Below are 15,131 nucleotides of genomic sequence, written 5' to 3'. Positions count from 1 at the left end.
ATGTGGGAACGTTCTCGGTCGCTCGAAGTTGGTATCCGTCGAGTGTCTCAATCCAATCGCTGGAAACGGAGAGAGCCCGTCCCGGTTGACACCGGGGCGGGCTTTTCGCCGGCCCCTGGCCAATGGTCACGCTGCTTCGGCGATAAGTGCGGTGGGAGCGCAACCGACGAGGACTGCTCGGGCGATGTCGGTCTCATTTTCATCGACATGCGCCGTGACCAAAACGATCGCCTCGCCAACGATCCAGTCTTGCGGCTTTTTGACAGTCTTGATGAATGCGCCGAGCAATCCACCGGCAGCACCGCCACAGACCGCGCAAATCAGCGTTGTTGCCGGCAGTCCGACCGGAAGAGAATTGACGCCGTAAACGATCATGGCGCTGAGGCAGGCGAATGCCGCACCGACGGCACCAAGGGTGACACCAGGAGATCTTAGAACTCCGATCTCGTCCTGGTAGGGGCCGATAACCGCAATCTGCACGCGAGGAACACCGACGGCCACCAGCTCTGCAGCAATCCGCGCGGCTTCGGCATGGGAATCAAAAAGCTTGCTGATTGTTGGCATGGTCATTCAGGGTTGCTCATGTCCGACAACGTGTCGGCAACGAACGACGCGGCGATCAGATCGTCGCCGTCAATGCCGCCCTGAACGTCCACCATTATGGCCGCGACCTTCATTTCGCTCTCGCTGATACGAGCCTTCTGCATTTTGGTCCTGAGGTCGGTTACGCGCGTCCCCAGGGCGTGGGATCTTGCGGTCTCACGGTTCGACATAATGATGCTTATCCATTTCCATGTTATTTGACTGTCCGCGCGCCCAGCCAATCGAACAGGGCCGAAGCGCAAACGTTCCCTGGCTGGGCTTCGGTCCGGTATGGCCCAGGACTTAGGTCTGGCCGTAAGATGCAATGGTCTTACCTCTCGTGCTGCTCGGAACAGCCACTGTTCGCAGCCGTTGTCCGCTGCACGTTCAGGAGGAAGCTGATGGACAAGAGTGTTGACCAAGCGCGCTGGTTGCTCGCGCTGATCTTCGCGGTGGCCGTCACGTTCATGGCGATTGGACTAGCCCTTGGCTGACCCTCCGAAAGATCGAGCACAAATGTTTTGCAGATTGGCGTAGCTACGTCCCTTCCTGCGCTGATAGGGTTCGCTCGCCGCGCCCGTGTGGCGAGCGAACCCTCAAGTTTCGGCAGCCCAGCAGCCTGTATTCAAGCCAGTGAGGCGAAATTCCGCGAGCTTTTGGGAGAGGGGGAACGGAATGGTGTCGTAATCAAGACGATGGTTGGTTGATGATGCCTTTGTATGGCACACCGGACCACCAGCCACATTTGAGATTTTTGCCGGCAGGCCCGGCTGCAAGGAGCCGGGCCTCGGCGTTGATCAGTAATTGTTGTTTTCGATCACCACGGGGCGGCGGTGGTGGTGCTTGGAAACGGAGCCAGTCACGATGATCGCATCCGGACGATGGTGCCGGCGGCCATGATCGTAGAACGCAACGGTGCCGTGGTGGCGGTGATGCAGGCGTTGGCCGTCCTCGTTGATGATCTTGACGTTGCTGTGGTGACGATGGTGGGTTTTGATGACGATATCGGCTTCGGCCGCCGAAGCGACAGCCGGCAATCCGACGGAAAGCGCCAAAGCGCACATGATCATTGTTTTCATTGTAGTTTCTCCATTGCCTTGATTAGCCCTTCGTTTGGATAACTGCCGCAGGTCGCTTTGGTTCCGGGGTTCCCAACGCGGCAGGAAAGGCAATGGCTATTCGCAGGACGAGCGATCGCGTGTCTGCTGAAGATCAGCCGGCAAAGGCTCGTCGGCCCGCGTTCTCTGCCTGAGGTGCGGGCAAATCGTCACGCAACAGGTTCCTGATCTCGGGATCAGGGTTGTGAGTGTCGTCGACCTTATGACTCTGCAACCCAAAGAATCTCGCCCGCACGGTCTCTCGGATCGAGCTTTCCGTGCGCTGTTCACCACAGACTAGCCGGTCATCTTCGGGTATCACAACGACCCCGGAAGGACCGCGACCTCTAACTCTTTGTTTCAACGCAATTCCCTAGGCGCTATGCGCTTTTCCTGGGAAACCGTTTCACCCTTTTCCTGGAATTGCACTAAGCGGCTGATCGCGCCCCCAGCTCCCGCCGAACCAGCACCAGCGTCGCATCGTCGGGATCGGTCGTGACGGTGAAACCCATGTCGCGCTCGACCTCGATCGCGGCACGGTTCTCACGGCTCTCGATCGACTCGATGGCTTCCAGGCCGAGGTCTTCGGCATATTTCGCGATATAGGCGAGCAACTCCCAGCCAACGCCCAGATGCTTGCGATCCGCGCGAATGCAGATCGCGACCTCACCGGTTCGGTCGGCTCGATCGCTTGCCAGCGTCGCAACGGCGATCAGCATCCCGTCGGTCGAGAAGGCCAGAAAATTATGGATATGCGCGTCGTCTGAACGCGTCATCGCCACCAGCCGTTCATGCGAAACTTCCTTCACAGCGCCGAGGAAGCGGAAGCGCAGGTCTTCCGGAGTCACATGGGTGAAGAACTCCGCCAGGGTTGGCTCGTCCTCGGGCCGAGCAAGGCGTACTTCGAAACGAAATCCAGTACGTGTGGTAATTGCGCTGTTCGTGGACATGGGTGGAACTCTAATCCTGGGTTGTTCTGAATGGCCGGATGCAGCGGAACCAAGTGGATATGGCTTCCTTTGGATATCTCCGTGCCACCGTTCGACGATGTCTGGTCATTCGCTCATGCAGTGGAGCGCGTCGTGCTTGACGATTTCGATGCTGCGCAGGTTGAGGAGGCGGATGACGCCCTTGTCCTTCAGCCGGGTGAAGACCCGCGACACGGTCTCGATGGTGAGGCCGAGATAGTCGCCGATATCCATGCGCGACATTGGCAGCTCGACCTGCCGCAATCCACCTTGCCGCTCCGCCATGTCGACCAGGAAGGCGGCGACACGTTCGATGGCGTTCTGGCGACCGAGGACCAGGAGGTGTTCCTGCGCGCGTGTCAGGCCCTTGAGCGCCAACGGCAGCAACTGACGGGACATGTCCGCGGCAGCCAGGCGAAAGACGCGGACGCCGGTGGCACTGATCGCTTCGGCGAAGAAATGATGCGTCGTGTCGGCTTCGAAGCCGAAGGTCTCACCGGCGAGGTGGAAGGCGCTTATCTGCCGGCGACCGTCGGCGAGCAGCCGGTAGATGCGCACGGCACCGAACTCGACCTGGTAGAAGGCCCCGGCCTTCTCGCCCTGGGCATAAATTTCCGAGCCGGCCGAAAAAAAGCTGATCGGCTGCAGCGGCGCCGGGTCGAATGCGTCCGGCACGCTTGGTTGCACAGAATGCGACGGCAATGAAATCCTGGAGGCGGTGTAGGCGTGCATGGCTGTTTTCCCGGTTGTTCCGTGACACAGCAATCGCGCGAATCCGCGGGTCGCGAAATTCGGTTATATCCCTACGGGAAACTACCTAGTTGAATACGGAACGGATTTGCAGTGGCAAATGCGGCTAGGGCCCTCAACAAACGATTGCGCTAGCCTTGGACCGAATAGACGCCTACCGTCTCTATTACGTCTCCCTGAAGGAGGGATACGGTCATGCAGGATCCCTATCGCGAATATATACACCACGAAAACGTCAAGCATTTCAGGCGCAAGCTCATATCCGAAACAGACCCGGACCGCCGCGCCACGCTCAAAAATCTTTTGGCCGAAGAATTGGCCAGATTTGCAACAATCAAAAAGAAACCCGTCGACTGACGCCCGCCCTGTTGATCCACGTCAAGCCACAGGCCAATCCGGATGCCTATGATCTCCTAGCTTTGGATAGCAAAGGGGAACCGTTCCGAACTCATCTCAGGTTCTGGGGCGGTTGATGAGCGTCGATGTATCTTCCGCGGTTTCTGGTGGGAATGTTTGTCACCTCGACCATCGTCGCGGCGTGGACCTACGTGGTAACGGGCTCGGTCTGGACAGCACTGGGCTGGGCGATTATCGACTTGGTCGTTCTGCAGGTCGGATACTTCGTCTTTGTCATGCGCCTGGTTTCCAAAGGCGCGACGGCAGCCGCTGAAGCAGAGTCGGCGTCACTCAGCCATGTTGCGCCACCCCAAAGAGACGGCAGGTTGCTTTAACCGTCCCCTATGATCGCGACGCAGCCGAACCAAATCAATTGCGGCACGCGCCTTGCCATGTTTTGCCAATCTCTGGGACAAAGGTTGAATGCGCATCGCGATCCTTTCTGACATTCATGCCAATCGCGAGGCGTTCGACGCGGTCCTGGAAGCTGTTCACCGACGCGGTAGTCCAGACGAGTTGGTATTGCTCGGTGATCTGGTCGGCTACGGTCCTGATCCCATCTATGTGATCGAGAAGGCTGCCCATCTGATGGCTGACGGCGCGCTTTGCATCACGGGCAACCACGACGAAGCAGTGGCGCTGAACCTAAGCAACATGACTGAGAATGCGCGGTTCGCCGTGCAGTGGACTCGCAAACACATCACTTCGGCGCATCTCGATTTCCTCGCGCGATTGCCGCTCTCGCTGCAATCCGAAGACCGCCTGTATGTGCACGCAAGTGCGGAGCGACCGGGAAAGTGGCCCTATATACGCGACGTGGATGCAGCGGAACGCTGCCTCTCGGCAAGCGACGCCCGCTTCGTTTTCTGCGGTCACACCCACATTCCCGCCATCTACTACGCTCTGCCCGGTCGTCGGCCGATCCATTTTCAGCCGCACGACAATGTGGCTGCACCCCTGTCGGAGATGAGGCGGCACGTGGTGATCGCCGGTGCTGTTGGTCAACCACGCGACGGCAACCCGGCAGCGTGCTTTGTTCTTGTCGACACGCAGCGGCAAGAGGTCACGATGGTTCGTGTTCCCTATGATCACGAAGAAACGGCCCGCAAGATCCGGGCCGCCGGTCTGCCCGGGTGGCTGGGCATGCGTTTGAAGATCGGCCGCTGAGAAGAGGTATTCTATGCAACGGTTTGAGGCAGGGACAGTCATCGATGGTTTCGAGCTGGTCGAAAAGCTGCCCGCCGGCGGCATGGCCTCGCTCTGGCGGGCGACCAACCCGCTGCATGATTTCCCGCTTGTGCTGAAGATACCGTTTCTCGACCCGGGCGGGGATGTTTCCGTCATTCTCGGTTTTGAGGCGGAGGAACTGATCCTGAAACGCCTGACGGGCCCGCATGTGCCGCGTTTTGCGGGAGCCGGCAGCTTGTCGCAGATTCCCTTTATCGCCATGGAGTTCGTGGCTGGCACCGGTCTGGCGGATATCGTCAGCAACGCGCCACTGCCCGTGGACGAGGTGGCAAGGATCGGCGCCGAGATCGCGACGGCACTTGCTGCCCTGCACCGGCAGAAGGTCGTCCATCTCGATCTCAAACCCGAGAATGTCATTCTCGCCGAGAACGGGGCCGTTCTTCTCGATTTCGGGCTCGCCCGGCATGCAGAGCTTCCCGATCTTCTCGGCGCGGAAAGCTCGGTGCCGATGGGCACGGCCGCCTATATCTCCCCGGAACAGGTGCTCGGAGAGCGGTCCGATCCTGCCAGTGACTTGTTCGCACTGGGTTGCATCCTCTACCAGCTGGCTACGGGCGAGGAGCCGTTCGGGCGGCCGGCGACCTTCGCGGGGATGAAGCGGCGGCTCTATCACGCGCCAAGGCCGCCGAGAGATATCAACGATGCCATTCCTCGATGGCTCGAAGCCATAATCCTGAGATGCATGGAAGTGGACAGGTCTCGACGATATGCCGAGGCGGCACACGTTCTCTCAGACCTGAGGAACCCCGACCAGGTGGTGGTTGCCAGGCGCAAGCCCCCGACCGAGGGGGCATGGGCCGCGATCATGGAGCTGTTTCGCAAGACGGATGACAGATCGCTTGTCGGCAAGCCGACCTTGTCGAGGACGCAGGCTGGACCGTCAATTGTTCTCGCCGCAGTCGATCTGGCCAATGGCAGCGATGCGCTGGCAGGCGAGGTTCTCAACGAAACCGCCCGCGTGCTTGCCTCGCGCGAGGACTCCTGGCTGGCCTGCGTGACGGTCCTGAGGACCGAGATCATAGGCGAGACGCCCGCGGCCGACGAAACGGGTCGCTCGGAGTATCTGAGGCGGCTCGTCGCACTGAAGGACTGGGCCCGTCCGCTGCACCTGCCGGAAGACCGCATCAGCTACCATGTCCTCGAAGCGGTCAGCCCTGCCGATGCGATCCTCAACTATGCCGAGCACAATGACGTCGGCCACATCATCGTTGGAGCAAGGGCGTCCTCGGCAATTCGCCGTCACCTCGGCAGCGTCTCGACCAAAGTGGTCGCACAAGCTCTTTGCTCGGTTTCAGTGGTCCGACTGAAGGTCGTCGAGGAACAAGCGCGGCCGCTTTGATGCGTTTCGATCAGGAATCAGGGGGCGTTTGACTGATCGGCGCATCGGGCCTCAGGAGCGCCCGCGTCGACCCAGGTACCGCGTTCCCCCCTGACAATTTCGACGGCGTCATCGAGCTTGCCGATTGCGGTAGGTTTACCCGTTGCTTCAGCGAACTCGATTGCAGCACTGACCTTCGGCCCCATGGAGCCGGCTGGAAAATTCTGGCCCGATAGCTCCTTGGGGGTCACGCGCCGAAGCGCCCGAGCAGCTGCTGTTCCATAGTCGACATAGACGGCGTCGACATCGGTGAGCATCAGCAGCATGTCGGCTTTCAACTGCCGGGCAAGAAGCGAGCTTGCCAGATCCTTGTCGATGACGGCCTCCACGCCGCAAAGACTACCGTCGTCACGGGCAATTACCGGAACGCCGCCGCCGCCGGTGCAGATGACAATCACGCCGCGCTCGACCAGAAAGGAGATCACCGAAGCTTCCAGGATCACGAGCGGCTTGGGCGAGGGCACGACGCGGCGCCATTTGTCACCGTCAGGCGCGATCTGCCAGCCGCGCTCGCTGGCAAGCGTGCGTGCCGTTGCCTCATCGTAGACGGGGCCGATAGGCTTTGTCGGGTGAGCGAAAGCCGGATCTTGTGGATCCACCTTCACCTGTGTCAGCAGGGTCGCGAAAAGCCTCTCCTTGAGGAGGTTGCCGAGTTCCTGCTCGATCACATAGCCGATCATGCCGGCGCTCTCGGCGCCAAGCACGTCCAGCGGAAATGTGCCGCCGTCCGAAGTGGCCGCTGCCTGCAGGGCTAGAAGCCCCACCTGCGGACCGTTGCCGTGAGTGACTACAATCGAGTGCCCTGCGTCGACCAGATTCGCCAATACAGCCGCGGCACGCACGATGTTGGCGCGCTGGTTCCCGGCCGTCATCGGTTCTCCACGGCGCAGCAGTGCGTTTCCGCCCAACGCAACGACGATGAGCATCTCAGTTGCCGATCGTGGCGACGAGAAGGGCTTTGATCGTGTGCATCCGGTTTTCGGCCTGGTCGAAGACGATGGACGCAGCCGACTCGAACACCTCGTCGGTGACCTCCATGCAGTCGATGCCGTATTCCTTCGCAACGAAGGCGCCGATCTCTGTGTCGGTGTCGTGGAATGCCGGCAGGCAATGCATGAATTTGACGTGGGGGTTGCCGGCGGCAGCCATCACTTCGGTCGTGACCCGGTAGGGCGTCAAAAGGCGGATACGTTCGGTCCAGCCGGATTTGTCCTCGCCCATCGACATCCAGACATCGGTGTAGATGAAATCAGCATCCTGGACGCAGCCCGTCACATCCTCGTCGAGTCGGAAGCGGCCGCCGCTACGCTGCGCTAGGTCGCGAACATGGGCGCAGAATTCCTCGTCCGGCCAGAGCTCTTTCGGTGAAGCGATGCGCATGTCTATGCCGACCTTGGCAGCTCCAAGTGCCAGCGACAGCGCGACATTGTCCCGACCCTCACCGACGAAGGTGACGGTCATATCCGATAGATGCTTGTGGGTGAATTCACGCATGGTCATCAGGTCGGCGAGGATCTGCGTAGGATGCGCCTCGTCGGTAAGACCGTTGTAGACAGGCACGCCAGCATGCGCGGCCAGCAGTTCGGCCTGGTGCTGGCCAAAACCGCGATATTCGATCGCATCATACATGCGGCCAAGGACGCGGGCGGTGTCCTTCATGGATTCCTTGTGGCCGATATGACTGCCAGTGGGGCCGAAATAGGTGACGTGAGCGCCCTGGTCATAGGCAGCTACCTCGAACCCTGTGCGTGTGCGCGTCGAATCCTTCTCGAAGATCAGCGCAATGTTTTTTCTGACAAGACGCGGAATCTCGTGCCCGGCGAGCTTGGCGGCCTTCAGATCGGCCGCCAGCTTCAAAAGAAAGCGGATCTCGTCGGCCGTGAGATCGTCCAGGGTCAGGACGGAGCGGCCGTGAAGATTGATCGACATGGAAATTCCTTTCGGGTCAGATCGGGTCGCGGACAATCGGACAGGTCATGCAGTGCCCGCCGCCGCGGCCGCGGCTGAGTTCGGCGCCTTCGACCGTGATCACTTCAATTCCGGCGCGGCGCAGCAGCGTGTTGGTGTAGACGTTGCGATCGTAGCCGATGACCACGCCGGGCTCGACCGCAACAACGTTGTTGCCGTCATCCCATTGTTCGCGCTCGGCCTCGTATCGGTCGCCGCCGGTGGTGATGATGCGCAGCGACTTCAGTCCAAGGGCTTCAGCAACCACAGCCGTGAACGGTTTTGCCTCATCGGTGACCTCGACCGACACCTCTCCGTCGCCCGGCCGCAGCGAGAAGCTGCGTAACCGGTCGACCACCGGCGGATACAAGGTGACGAGATCGCGATCGCAGAAGGTGAAGACGGTGTCGAGATGCATGAAACTGCGGTCGCGCGGCATCAAGGCGGCAATCACGCGCGTGGCCTCACCGGCCGCAAACAGGTTGCGCGCGAGATCTCCCACCGCTTGCGGCGTGGTGCGTTCGCCCATGCCGACGAGAACCGTTCCACCCCCGATCGGCATGACATCGCCGCCTTCCAGGCTGGTGCCTGTGCCCAGGTCCGGCGACACGAAAGGTATGCCGCTGTCGCGAAAACGGGGATGGAAGCGATAGACGGCTTCGACATTGGCCGCTTCCGGGCGCCGCGCGGGCCAGTACATGGGATTGACCGAGACCGAGCCGTAGATCCAGCAGGAGCTGTCGCGGGTGAAAAGCTGGTTCGGCAAAGGCGGCAGCACGAAATCCTGGGGCGCGAGCGTCCTTCCGGTCAGCCCCTTGGGTTCGAAAGGAAGCTCCGCCCGGGCAATGCCGCCTACAAGGTAAGACGACAATTGCTCCGGCGGCATCTCGTTGAGCCATCCGCGCATTTCGTCGACCATGTCGAGCCCGACGACGCCGGGATGGACTCGGCGGTCGAGAAGCCAGTCGCGGGCCTTGGACAGGCTCATTGTCTCAGCCAGGAGTTCACCGAAGCAATGCACCAGTACGCCGCGTTCGCGTAACGCATCGACAAAGACATCGTGTTCCTGGCGAGCCCGCTTGACCCACAGCACGTCGTCGAAGAGCAGCGCCTTGCAGTTTTCCGGTGTCAGCCTGCGCAGGCTAAGGTCAGGACGATGGACCATCACCTCGCGCAGACGGCCGACTTCAGAATGGACACCCAGCTTCGTCATCGAACCAATCCTCTCACAGCGCGCTGACGGCGCCGGTCCACATCTCGTAAACGGCGAGGATGGCGACGGCGACGAGGGCTGCGGCGAGGGCTGCTTCGACAGGATGGAACACGCGCTGGTTGGTTTCGCGGCGCGCCCAGACGTAGAAGATGATGCCGGGCGCATAGAGGATCGCGCACATGAACAGGTAGGCAGGTCCGGCCGCGTAGACGAGCCACAGCCCGTAGACCGTTGCCAGCAATCCGGCAAAAAGCGGCCCGACGCGCTGCTCGCCACCCTCGTAGCTCTCTCCGGTCAACGCGAGCTTGGCCGCATAGGCTCCGGAAAAGATGTAAGGAACCAGGATTGCGGCCGACGCGATGTAGAACAGCGCCTGGTAGGTGCTTTGTGCGAAGAGCGTGATCACCAGGAAGGCCTGCACCAGCAGATTGGTGATCAGAAGCGAGATCGACGGCACGCCGCGCTCGCTTTCATGGCCGAAGAATTTGGGCATCGTGCCGTCCTTTGCGGCGGCATGCGGAATTTCGGCCGCCAGCAGCGTCCAGCTCAGGAAGGCGCCGACCACCGACACCACAAGCGCGATGTTGATGAGGATGGCGCCCCAGGGGCCGACAACCGCCTCGAGCACACCGGCCATGGAGGGGTTCTTCAGGGCGGCGAGTTCAGGCTGGTTCAGGATGCCGAGCGACAGCAGCGACACCAGGGCGTAGAGCGCGAGGCAGGTGAAGAAGCCGAGAACCGTCGCCGTGGCGATGTCCTTGCGGCGCTCCGCACGGCCGGAAAAGACGCTGGCGCCCTCGATGCCGATGAACACCCAGAGCGTCACCAGCATGGTGCTTTTCACCTGCGCGGTGATCGAGCCGAGACTGGCGTTGCCGAGACCCGTGAAGTCGAGAGACCAGACCTGCAGTTTGAAGGCGACGGCAACAACCCCGACGAAAAGGACGATCGGAGCGATCTTCGCCACCGTGACGATGAGGTTGACGACGGCGGCCTGCCGGATGCCGGCCAGAACAAGGACATGGATCAGCCACAGCAGGACCGATGCGCCGAGCACCGCCTGCCAGGTGTTTCCGTCGCCGAAGGCCGGAAAGAAATAGGATAGGGCGCTGAACACGATCACCGCGTAGGAAACGTTGCCGACCCAGGCGCTGATCCAGTAACCCCAGGCGCTGTTGAAGCCGATGAAGGGGCCGAAGCCGGCCTTGGCGTAGGCATAGGGCCCGGCATCGAGCTCGGGCTTGCGGGTCGCAAGCGATTGATAGACGAACACCAGTGCCAGCATGCCGACGGCGGTGATGGCCCAGCCGATTAGGATGGCGAGGGGACCAGCACCAGCCGCCATGTTCTGCGGCAGGCTGAACACGCCGGAGCCGACCATCGAGCCGATCACCAATGCGGTAAGGGACCCCAATCGAAGTTTCGTTGGCGCTGCCGTCGTGACTTTCGGAACCGGGATGTTGAAATCAGCCGTAGTCATGATGCTCTCCCCAATTTGAAGGCTCTGATGGGAGGCAATAGATAGGAAGACAGGACTCACAGCTTTGATGCGGGTCAATAAACGGTTGCTGAACAAAAAGAGTGGCGTTGGTGTTCCGGTTTCTGGGTCGCCGCACCAATGCCTGTTCTTATCTTGTCCGCTCCGCCCATGTCGCATCGCGCTTCCAGGGCCATGTTGAACAAGGCGCGACCGGCTTGCACCCCCGAAATCGGCCAAGGCGCAAATCGGATTTGATTTATTGGTCGGTCGTCAGGCGATGTCCGCCGGCTCGGCTTTGCGTTTTCGCCCCGTGATCATGGCCCGCACCAGGTTTTCGCGATGGCGAAAGCTTGCCAGCGCGACGCCGCCTATATGGAAAAGGACCAGCACAAGTAAGCCGTGCGCGCTCAGGCTGTGCGCCGTTTCGACCCACGAGAGGCCGAAATAAGCGTCCGTCGTCATCAGCCAACCGGTCAGTGCGGTTGACCCCATCGCCGCGATCAGCACGACCACCATTGCGCCACCGGCCGGGTTGTGGCCGATGTAGCGGGCTTCGCGACCGCTCAGCATTGCAGAGAGATAGCGCAGCACCGTCGCCGGGTCGCGCACGAATTGAGAGAACCGCGCATACGGCGTGCCCAGAACGCCCCATAAAGCCGCATTGCGACTAGCGCGGCAGCGGTGTAGCCGGCCCAATGGTGAATGTCCTCGGAGGAATGGGAGGTGAGCCAGGCCGTGACGAAGCTGAGCACAAGCGCCCAGTGGAAACTCCTCACGACCCGGTCCCAGACGCGCACCATCTCTTGAGATGGCTGCGCGTCCGTGGCTATCGAAACGTTCGGATCAATTTTCGCCGGCTTCGGCATTGTCGAGCTTTTCAAGGGTCTCGGCATTGTAGGCCAGGTTCACCTTCTTGCCGGCCTTGTCGACCGCATAGACTTCGTAGCAGCCCTTCTCGACCTTGATCTGGCGGACGGTGAGGCCTTCGCCGGTCAATTGCGCCTCGAGCGTTGCCTTGGGCTTTAACTGCGATTTCGGGGCGGTGCTGCAGCTGCCGCCGGCGGCGAGCGCCGGCCCTGCAATCATGCCAGCGAGAGCGGCGAGGACGAGTGTTCGATACATGATGGCTCCATTCGGGAGTTGGGCGCCGATGTTGCGCCTGCGGGTGGGATTTCGATCGGTCCTGTCAGACGGCGATTTCACCGTCATTGGTCGAAATAACCCGTTCAACCTGACAACTGGCTGACAGTTGGGCCGGGGCAGCAGATTGGGCTCGCGCCGGTCGGTTTGATCTGGCGCAAGGACGGCGGCTGACGCCGCAAGCAGGATGACGGCCAGGATGTAGAGCGCTTCGCTGCCATCCTGAAGGAGAACCACGATGAAAACCATGTCGAGGATAGCAGCGCTCGGGCTCGCGGCGGCGATGCTCATGGGCAGCAGTGCCGGTGTCGTCCAGGCCGCTTCACTTGTTCAGGTCACGCTGTGGGACAAGGGTGCGAGTACGGAGATGCCGATGGGTCTTGCTTATGCAACGCCAGGACTCGATCTCTCGAAGGCCACCATGGGCATCAAGGCTGTCCCCGGAGCGGTGAAGGCCGGCGAGGTCACATTCAATGTGAAGAATGACTCCAAGGACACCGTTCACGAAATGATCGTGATGTACCTTGCCGATCCCGGCAAGCCACTTCCTTACGTTGAGGCCGAGAACCGGGTCGACGAAGACAAAGCCGGCGACAAGGGCGAAGTTTCGGAGCTTGATCCCGGTAAATCGGGCACGTTGACTGTCGAACTGAAGGCTGGAAAATATCTGCTTATCTGTAACGTGCCAGGTCACTTTGGAGCCGGAATGTGGGCCGAGCTCACCGTCGATCCATAAACCCCAGAACAAGGCAGCGCCAAGAGCCTGTGACGGTCGCGGTTTTCGAAAGCTTGCCGGGATCGCATCGCCTGATGTCGGTCTAGCGGAGGAGTGGATCGTAATCGGCTTGGTTTGTTTCCGGGGCGATATGGAGCGCGTCATGAGAGCAATGGTGCTCGAAAGCATCGGCACTCCCTTGAAACTGGTCGACAGATCCGACCCCATACCGGGGGTGGGCGAGATCAGGTTGAAGGTCGAGGCATGCGCTGTCTGTCGCACCGATCTGCATGTCATTGATGGCGATCTGCGTCATCCAAAATTGCCGCTGATTCCCGGTCACGAAATCGTCGGCATCGTCGATTCCGTGGGCAAGGGCGTGGCGCGTTCCAGGATCGGGCGGAGAGTCGGTGTGCCATGGCTTGGGCACACTTGCGGGCATTGTCCCTACTGCGCCACAGCACATGAAAATCTTTGCGATCAGCCAGATTTCACGGGCTACACACGCGATGGCGGCTTTGCCAGCCATGTCATTGCCGACGCGCAATTCGCCTTCGATCTGGACCAGGATGCTGATCCCGTATCGCTGGCGCCGTTGCTTTGCGCCGGCCTGATCGGCTGGCGATGCCTGAAGAAGGCCGGTGACGGCAAGCGGCTCGGGATTTACGGCTTCGGCGCCGCCGCGCATATCGTCGCTCAGATCGCGATCTGGCAAGGCCGTGAGATTTTCGCCGTCACCCGGCCCGGTGACGAGCAAGCACAGGATTTCGCTCGCTCGCTCGGAGCAACCTGGGCGGGCGGTTCGGATCAACTTCCGCCCAGGCAGCTCGATGCCGCGATCATCTTCGCTCCTGTGGGCGACCTGGTGCCGATCGCGCTTGGTGCCGTCCGCAAGGGTGGCCGGGTGGTTTGCGGCGGCATTCACATGAGTGACATTCCGGCGATGGCCTACGAATTGCTCTGGGAAGAGCGCGAACTGGTGTCGGTCGCAAACCTGACGCGCCGCGACGCGGAAGAGTTCTTCCCCATTGCCAAGCGCGCGCAGGTACGCACCCACACCAAGGTCTACCGGCTGGAACAGGCCAATCAGGCACTGGACGATCTGAGGCAAGGCAGATTGAGCGGCGCCGCCGTCCTGGTGCCGTGATTGACAGTTGAAGATTATCTGGCTCGCTCGCCAAGCTTGTGCATCTGGCTGATCCACTTCGCGCGGGTCGCATCGCTGGCCCCAGCGACCATGCCGAACAAGGTCTCGCGCACCGGACTGATGCCGACAAAATGCAGGATGCTTCGCTTCATGCCGGCGATGCCGTGTCCGAGGAACCACAGCCGGTAGACAACGGAAGGCATGCCCATCGTCACCACGACGCGCGCAGAGCGGCCGCGAAGCAGTGTCTTTGTGAAGCCGCCGCCCTTGTCCGGATAGGCAAAGGCCGTTCCCGGCCGCATGACCTGTTCCAGGAATGACTTGAGCCTGGCCGGCATGGTCCCAAGCCACAGCGGAAAGACAAAGACAATGTGCTCCGCCCAGACGATCGCTTCGGCTGCTCCCTTCAGCTCATCGGGAATCGAACCGTGCTCGAACTCCTGCATTGTCCGCAGCATCGGAAAGTCGATCGCCGCCAGATCGACCCGGCGGACGACGTGCCCCGCCTTCTCCGCGCCCTCGCCATAGGCCCTGGCGAGACCGCGGCAGAGCCGATCCGGGGACGGGTCGGGATGACCGACCACAATCAAGATGCGTCGCGACATGGTCTACTCCCAGTGAGCCTGACGGTTTCTCGTCAGGGCCGCTCGACCCTCGCCACCTGATAGGTGTGCATAGCGCCGTTGCGCTCGATCGACACGTATTCGCCGGTCACGAACCGTTCGTCGCCGAGATGAAAGCCGATCTCGTCGTCGCGATCGCCGTCGGCGTAGTCGAAGAACCACTGTCCGCCGGGCTTGCGCCTCAGCCGGCCGATCAAATCCTCCTCGCCGGTACGAAAGCGGCGAACACGGCAGGATGCCCTGTGCGACTTCCACTCTTCGGCATCGATCCGGCCTTCACCAGTCAACGGAGCCAGCACGTCGTAGCCCTCTTCGCGATCCCCTTCCGGGTGACCCTTTTCACGGGCTAGCAGCAGCCGGACATGGCGGAATTTCGGGGTGAGGTCCTTCAAACTGGTCATGGCGAACTCCTTTCACGGAGTTTCATAGAGCGGTGGCTGGGCATAG

At 61.1% G+C, this 15,131-nt stretch carries 19 protein-coding genes and 1 pseudogene; 7 read left to right on the top strand and 13 right to left on the bottom strand.

The window, feature by feature from the left end; genetic code table 11:
* Positions 1-126: 126 nt before the first annotated feature.
* From HGP13_RS27125 to HGP13_RS27115, 3 genes are all read right to left on the bottom strand, one after another.
* Positions 127-570, bottom strand: a complete 444-nt coding sequence (locus tag HGP13_RS27125; RefSeq protein WP_246707136.1) for a hypothetical protein — start codon at positions 568-570, stop codon at positions 127-129.
* Complete coding sequence (locus tag HGP13_RS27120; RefSeq protein WP_348647093.1) at positions 567-707, bottom strand: hypothetical protein; 141 nt, start codon at positions 705-707, stop codon at positions 567-569. Before HGP13_RS27120 ends, HGP13_RS27125 begins: the two co-directional genes overlap by 4 nt.
* Positions 708-1,379: 672 nt before the next feature.
* Positions 1,380-1,661 carry a hypothetical protein gene (locus HGP13_RS27115; RefSeq protein ID WP_172231142.1) on the bottom strand — a complete coding sequence of 94 codons (282 nt, stop codon included), beginning with the start codon at positions 1,659-1,661 and terminating at the stop codon, positions 1,380-1,382.
* 151 nt (positions 1,662-1,812) lie between these two features.
* Here HGP13_RS27115 and HGP13_RS27110 point away from each other — a divergent pair.
* Positions 1,813-1,980 (top strand): annotated as a pseudogene (locus tag HGP13_RS27110) (hypothetical protein); the annotation flags it as partial.
* A gap of 127 nt (positions 1,981-2,107) precedes the next feature.
* Here HGP13_RS27110 and HGP13_RS27105 read toward each other — a convergent pair.
* Complete coding sequence (locus HGP13_RS27105) at positions 2,108-2,629, bottom strand: GNAT family N-acetyltransferase (protein ID WP_172231139.1); 522 nt, start codon at positions 2,627-2,629, stop codon at positions 2,108-2,110.
* Between the two features lie 105 nt (positions 2,630-2,734).
* A complete protein-coding gene (locus HGP13_RS27100) occupies positions 2,735-3,379 on the bottom strand; it encodes a helix-turn-helix domain-containing protein (RefSeq protein WP_172231136.1) in 645 nt (214 codons plus the stop codon).
* A gap of 213 nt (positions 3,380-3,592) precedes the next feature.
* Between HGP13_RS27100 and HGP13_RS27095 the strand changes: the two genes are divergently transcribed.
* The 4 genes from HGP13_RS27095 to HGP13_RS27080 all read left to right on the top strand — a co-directional run bounded on the left by HGP13_RS27095 (position 3,593) and on the right by HGP13_RS27080 (position 6,380).
* Positions 3,593-3,754 carry a hypothetical protein gene (locus tag HGP13_RS27095; protein ID WP_172231133.1) on the top strand — a complete coding sequence of 54 codons (162 nt, stop codon included), beginning with the start codon at positions 3,593-3,595 and terminating at the stop codon, positions 3,752-3,754.
* 125 nt (positions 3,755-3,879) lie between these two features.
* Entirely contained in the window at positions 3,880-4,128 is a 249-nt protein-coding gene (locus HGP13_RS27090) for a hypothetical protein (RefSeq protein WP_172231130.1), read from the top strand.
* An 88-nt stretch (positions 4,129-4,216) separates the two neighbouring features.
* On the top strand, positions 4,217-4,960 hold the full coding sequence (locus tag HGP13_RS27085) for a metallophosphoesterase family protein (protein ID WP_172231127.1): 744 nt from the start codon (positions 4,217-4,219) through the stop codon (positions 4,958-4,960).
* A gap of 13 nt (positions 4,961-4,973) precedes the next feature.
* The gene (locus tag HGP13_RS27080) at positions 4,974-6,380 is read left to right on the top strand and encodes a bifunctional serine/threonine-protein kinase/universal stress protein (RefSeq protein ID WP_172231124.1); all 1,407 of its coding nucleotides are present in this window, start codon (positions 4,974-4,976) and stop codon (positions 6,378-6,380) included.
* Positions 6,381-6,397: 17 nt separating this feature from the next.
* On the opposite strand, the gene arcC is transcribed toward HGP13_RS27080, so the two are convergent.
* The 6 genes from arcC to HGP13_RS27050 all read right to left on the bottom strand — a co-directional run bounded on the left by arcC (position 6,398) and on the right by HGP13_RS27050 (position 12,181).
* Positions 6,398-7,345, bottom strand: coding sequence for a carbamate kinase (gene arcC / locus HGP13_RS27075; protein ID WP_172231122.1), 948 nt, complete (start codon positions 7,343-7,345; stop codon positions 6,398-6,400).
* A gap of 1 nt (position 7,346) precedes the next feature.
* Entirely contained in the window at positions 7,347-8,348 is a 1,002-nt protein-coding gene (argF, locus tag HGP13_RS27070) for an ornithine carbamoyltransferase (RefSeq protein WP_172231120.1), read from the bottom strand.
* A gap of 16 nt (positions 8,349-8,364) precedes the next feature.
* The gene (locus tag HGP13_RS27065) at positions 8,365-9,579 is read right to left on the bottom strand and encodes an arginine deiminase (RefSeq protein ID WP_172231118.1); all 1,215 of its coding nucleotides are present in this window, start codon (positions 9,577-9,579) and stop codon (positions 8,365-8,367) included.
* A 13-nt stretch (positions 9,580-9,592) separates the two neighbouring features.
* Entirely contained in the window at positions 9,593-11,059 is a 1,467-nt protein-coding gene (gene arcD / locus HGP13_RS27060) for an arginine-ornithine antiporter (protein ID WP_172231116.1), read from the bottom strand.
* A gap of 270 nt (positions 11,060-11,329) precedes the next feature.
* Positions 11,330-11,755: a cytochrome b/b6 domain-containing protein gene (locus tag HGP13_RS27055; RefSeq protein WP_348647092.1), complete on the bottom strand. Its 426-nt coding sequence runs from the start codon at positions 11,753-11,755 to the stop codon at positions 11,330-11,332.
* 147 nt (positions 11,756-11,902) lie between these two features.
* A complete protein-coding gene (locus HGP13_RS27050) occupies positions 11,903-12,181 on the bottom strand; it encodes a PepSY domain-containing protein (RefSeq protein ID WP_172231114.1) in 279 nt (92 codons plus the stop codon).
* A gap of 256 nt (positions 12,182-12,437) precedes the next feature.
* On the opposite strand from HGP13_RS27050, the gene HGP13_RS27045 reads away from it, so the two are divergent.
* Positions 12,438-12,935 carry a sulfocyanin-like copper-binding protein gene (locus HGP13_RS27045; RefSeq protein WP_172231112.1) on the top strand — a complete coding sequence of 166 codons (498 nt, stop codon included), beginning with the start codon at positions 12,438-12,440 and terminating at the stop codon, positions 12,933-12,935.
* A gap of 142 nt (positions 12,936-13,077) precedes the next feature.
* Positions 13,078-14,061, top strand: a complete 984-nt coding sequence (locus HGP13_RS27040; protein ID WP_172231110.1) for a zinc-dependent alcohol dehydrogenase family protein — start codon at positions 13,078-13,080, stop codon at positions 14,059-14,061.
* Between the two features lie 14 nt (positions 14,062-14,075).
* Here the strand turns inward: HGP13_RS27040 and HGP13_RS27035 are convergent, their stop codons facing one another.
* Together HGP13_RS27035 and HGP13_RS27030 are read right to left on the bottom strand one after the other, a co-directional pair.
* Positions 14,076-14,666 (bottom strand): NAD(P)H-dependent oxidoreductase, encoded by a 591-nt coding sequence (locus HGP13_RS27035; protein ID WP_172231108.1) that lies wholly within the window; start codon positions 14,664-14,666, stop codon positions 14,076-14,078.
* A gap of 32 nt (positions 14,667-14,698) precedes the next feature.
* The gene (locus HGP13_RS27030) at positions 14,699-15,085 is read right to left on the bottom strand and encodes a hypothetical protein (protein ID WP_172231105.1); all 387 of its coding nucleotides are present in this window, start codon (positions 15,083-15,085) and stop codon (positions 14,699-14,701) included.
* Positions 15,086-15,131: the final 46 nt, after the last annotated feature.

Origin of the sequence: Mesorhizobium sp. NZP2077, from assembly GCF_013170805.1 — a bacterium.
Taxonomy (GTDB): domain Bacteria; phylum Pseudomonadota; class Alphaproteobacteria; order Rhizobiales; family Rhizobiaceae; genus Mesorhizobium.
Note: the sequence above shows the minus strand (reverse complement) of the source record. Positions and strands in the feature narration are given on the sequence as shown.

Coding starts and splice junctions, on each gene's coding strand:
- HGP13_RS27125 (WP_246707136.1), bottom strand. CDS start 570: ATGACCATGCCAACAATCAGCAAGCTTTTTGATTCCCATGCCGAAGCC.
- HGP13_RS27120 (WP_348647093.1), bottom strand. CDS start 707: ATGCAGAAGGCTCGTATCAGCGAGAGCGAAATGAAGGTCGCGGCCATA.
- HGP13_RS27115 (WP_172231142.1), bottom strand. CDS start 1,661: ATGAAAACAATGATCATGTGCGCTTTGGCGCTTTCCGTCGGATTGCCG.
- HGP13_RS27105 (WP_172231139.1), bottom strand. CDS start 2,629: ATGTCCACGAACAGCGCAATTACCACACGTACTGGATTTCGTTTCGAA.
- HGP13_RS27100 (WP_172231136.1), bottom strand. CDS start 3,379: ATGCACGCCTACACCGCCTCCAGGATTTCATTGCCGTCGCATTCTGTG.
- HGP13_RS27095 (WP_172231133.1), top strand. CDS start 3,593: ATGCAGGATCCCTATCGCGAATATATACACCACGAAAACGTCAAGCAT.
- HGP13_RS27090 (WP_172231130.1), top strand. CDS start 3,880: ATGTATCTTCCGCGGTTTCTGGTGGGAATGTTTGTCACCTCGACCATC.
- HGP13_RS27085 (WP_172231127.1), top strand. CDS start 4,217: ATGCGCATCGCGATCCTTTCTGACATTCATGCCAATCGCGAGGCGTTC.
- HGP13_RS27080 (WP_172231124.1), top strand. CDS start 4,974: ATGCAACGGTTTGAGGCAGGGACAGTCATCGATGGTTTCGAGCTGGTC.
- arcC (WP_172231122.1), bottom strand. CDS start 7,345: ATGCTCATCGTCGTTGCGTTGGGCGGAAACGCACTGCTGCGCCGTGGA.
- argF (WP_172231120.1), bottom strand. CDS start 8,348: ATGTCGATCAATCTTCACGGCCGCTCCGTCCTGACCCTGGACGATCTC.
- HGP13_RS27065 (WP_172231118.1), bottom strand. CDS start 9,579: ATGACGAAGCTGGGTGTCCATTCTGAAGTCGGCCGTCTGCGCGAGGTG.
- arcD (WP_172231116.1), bottom strand. CDS start 11,059: ATGACTACGGCTGATTTCAACATCCCGGTTCCGAAAGTCACGACGGCA.
- HGP13_RS27050 (WP_172231114.1), bottom strand. CDS start 12,181: ATGTATCGAACACTCGTCCTCGCCGCTCTCGCTGGCATGATTGCAGGG.
- HGP13_RS27045 (WP_172231112.1), top strand. CDS start 12,438: ATGAAAACCATGTCGAGGATAGCAGCGCTCGGGCTCGCGGCGGCGATG.
- HGP13_RS27040 (WP_172231110.1), top strand. CDS start 13,078: ATGAGAGCAATGGTGCTCGAAAGCATCGGCACTCCCTTGAAACTGGTC.
- HGP13_RS27035 (WP_172231108.1), bottom strand. CDS start 14,666: ATGTCGCGACGCATCTTGATTGTGGTCGGTCATCCCGACCCGTCCCCG.
- HGP13_RS27030 (WP_172231105.1), bottom strand. CDS start 15,085: ATGACCAGTTTGAAGGACCTCACCCCGAAATTCCGCCATGTCCGGCTG.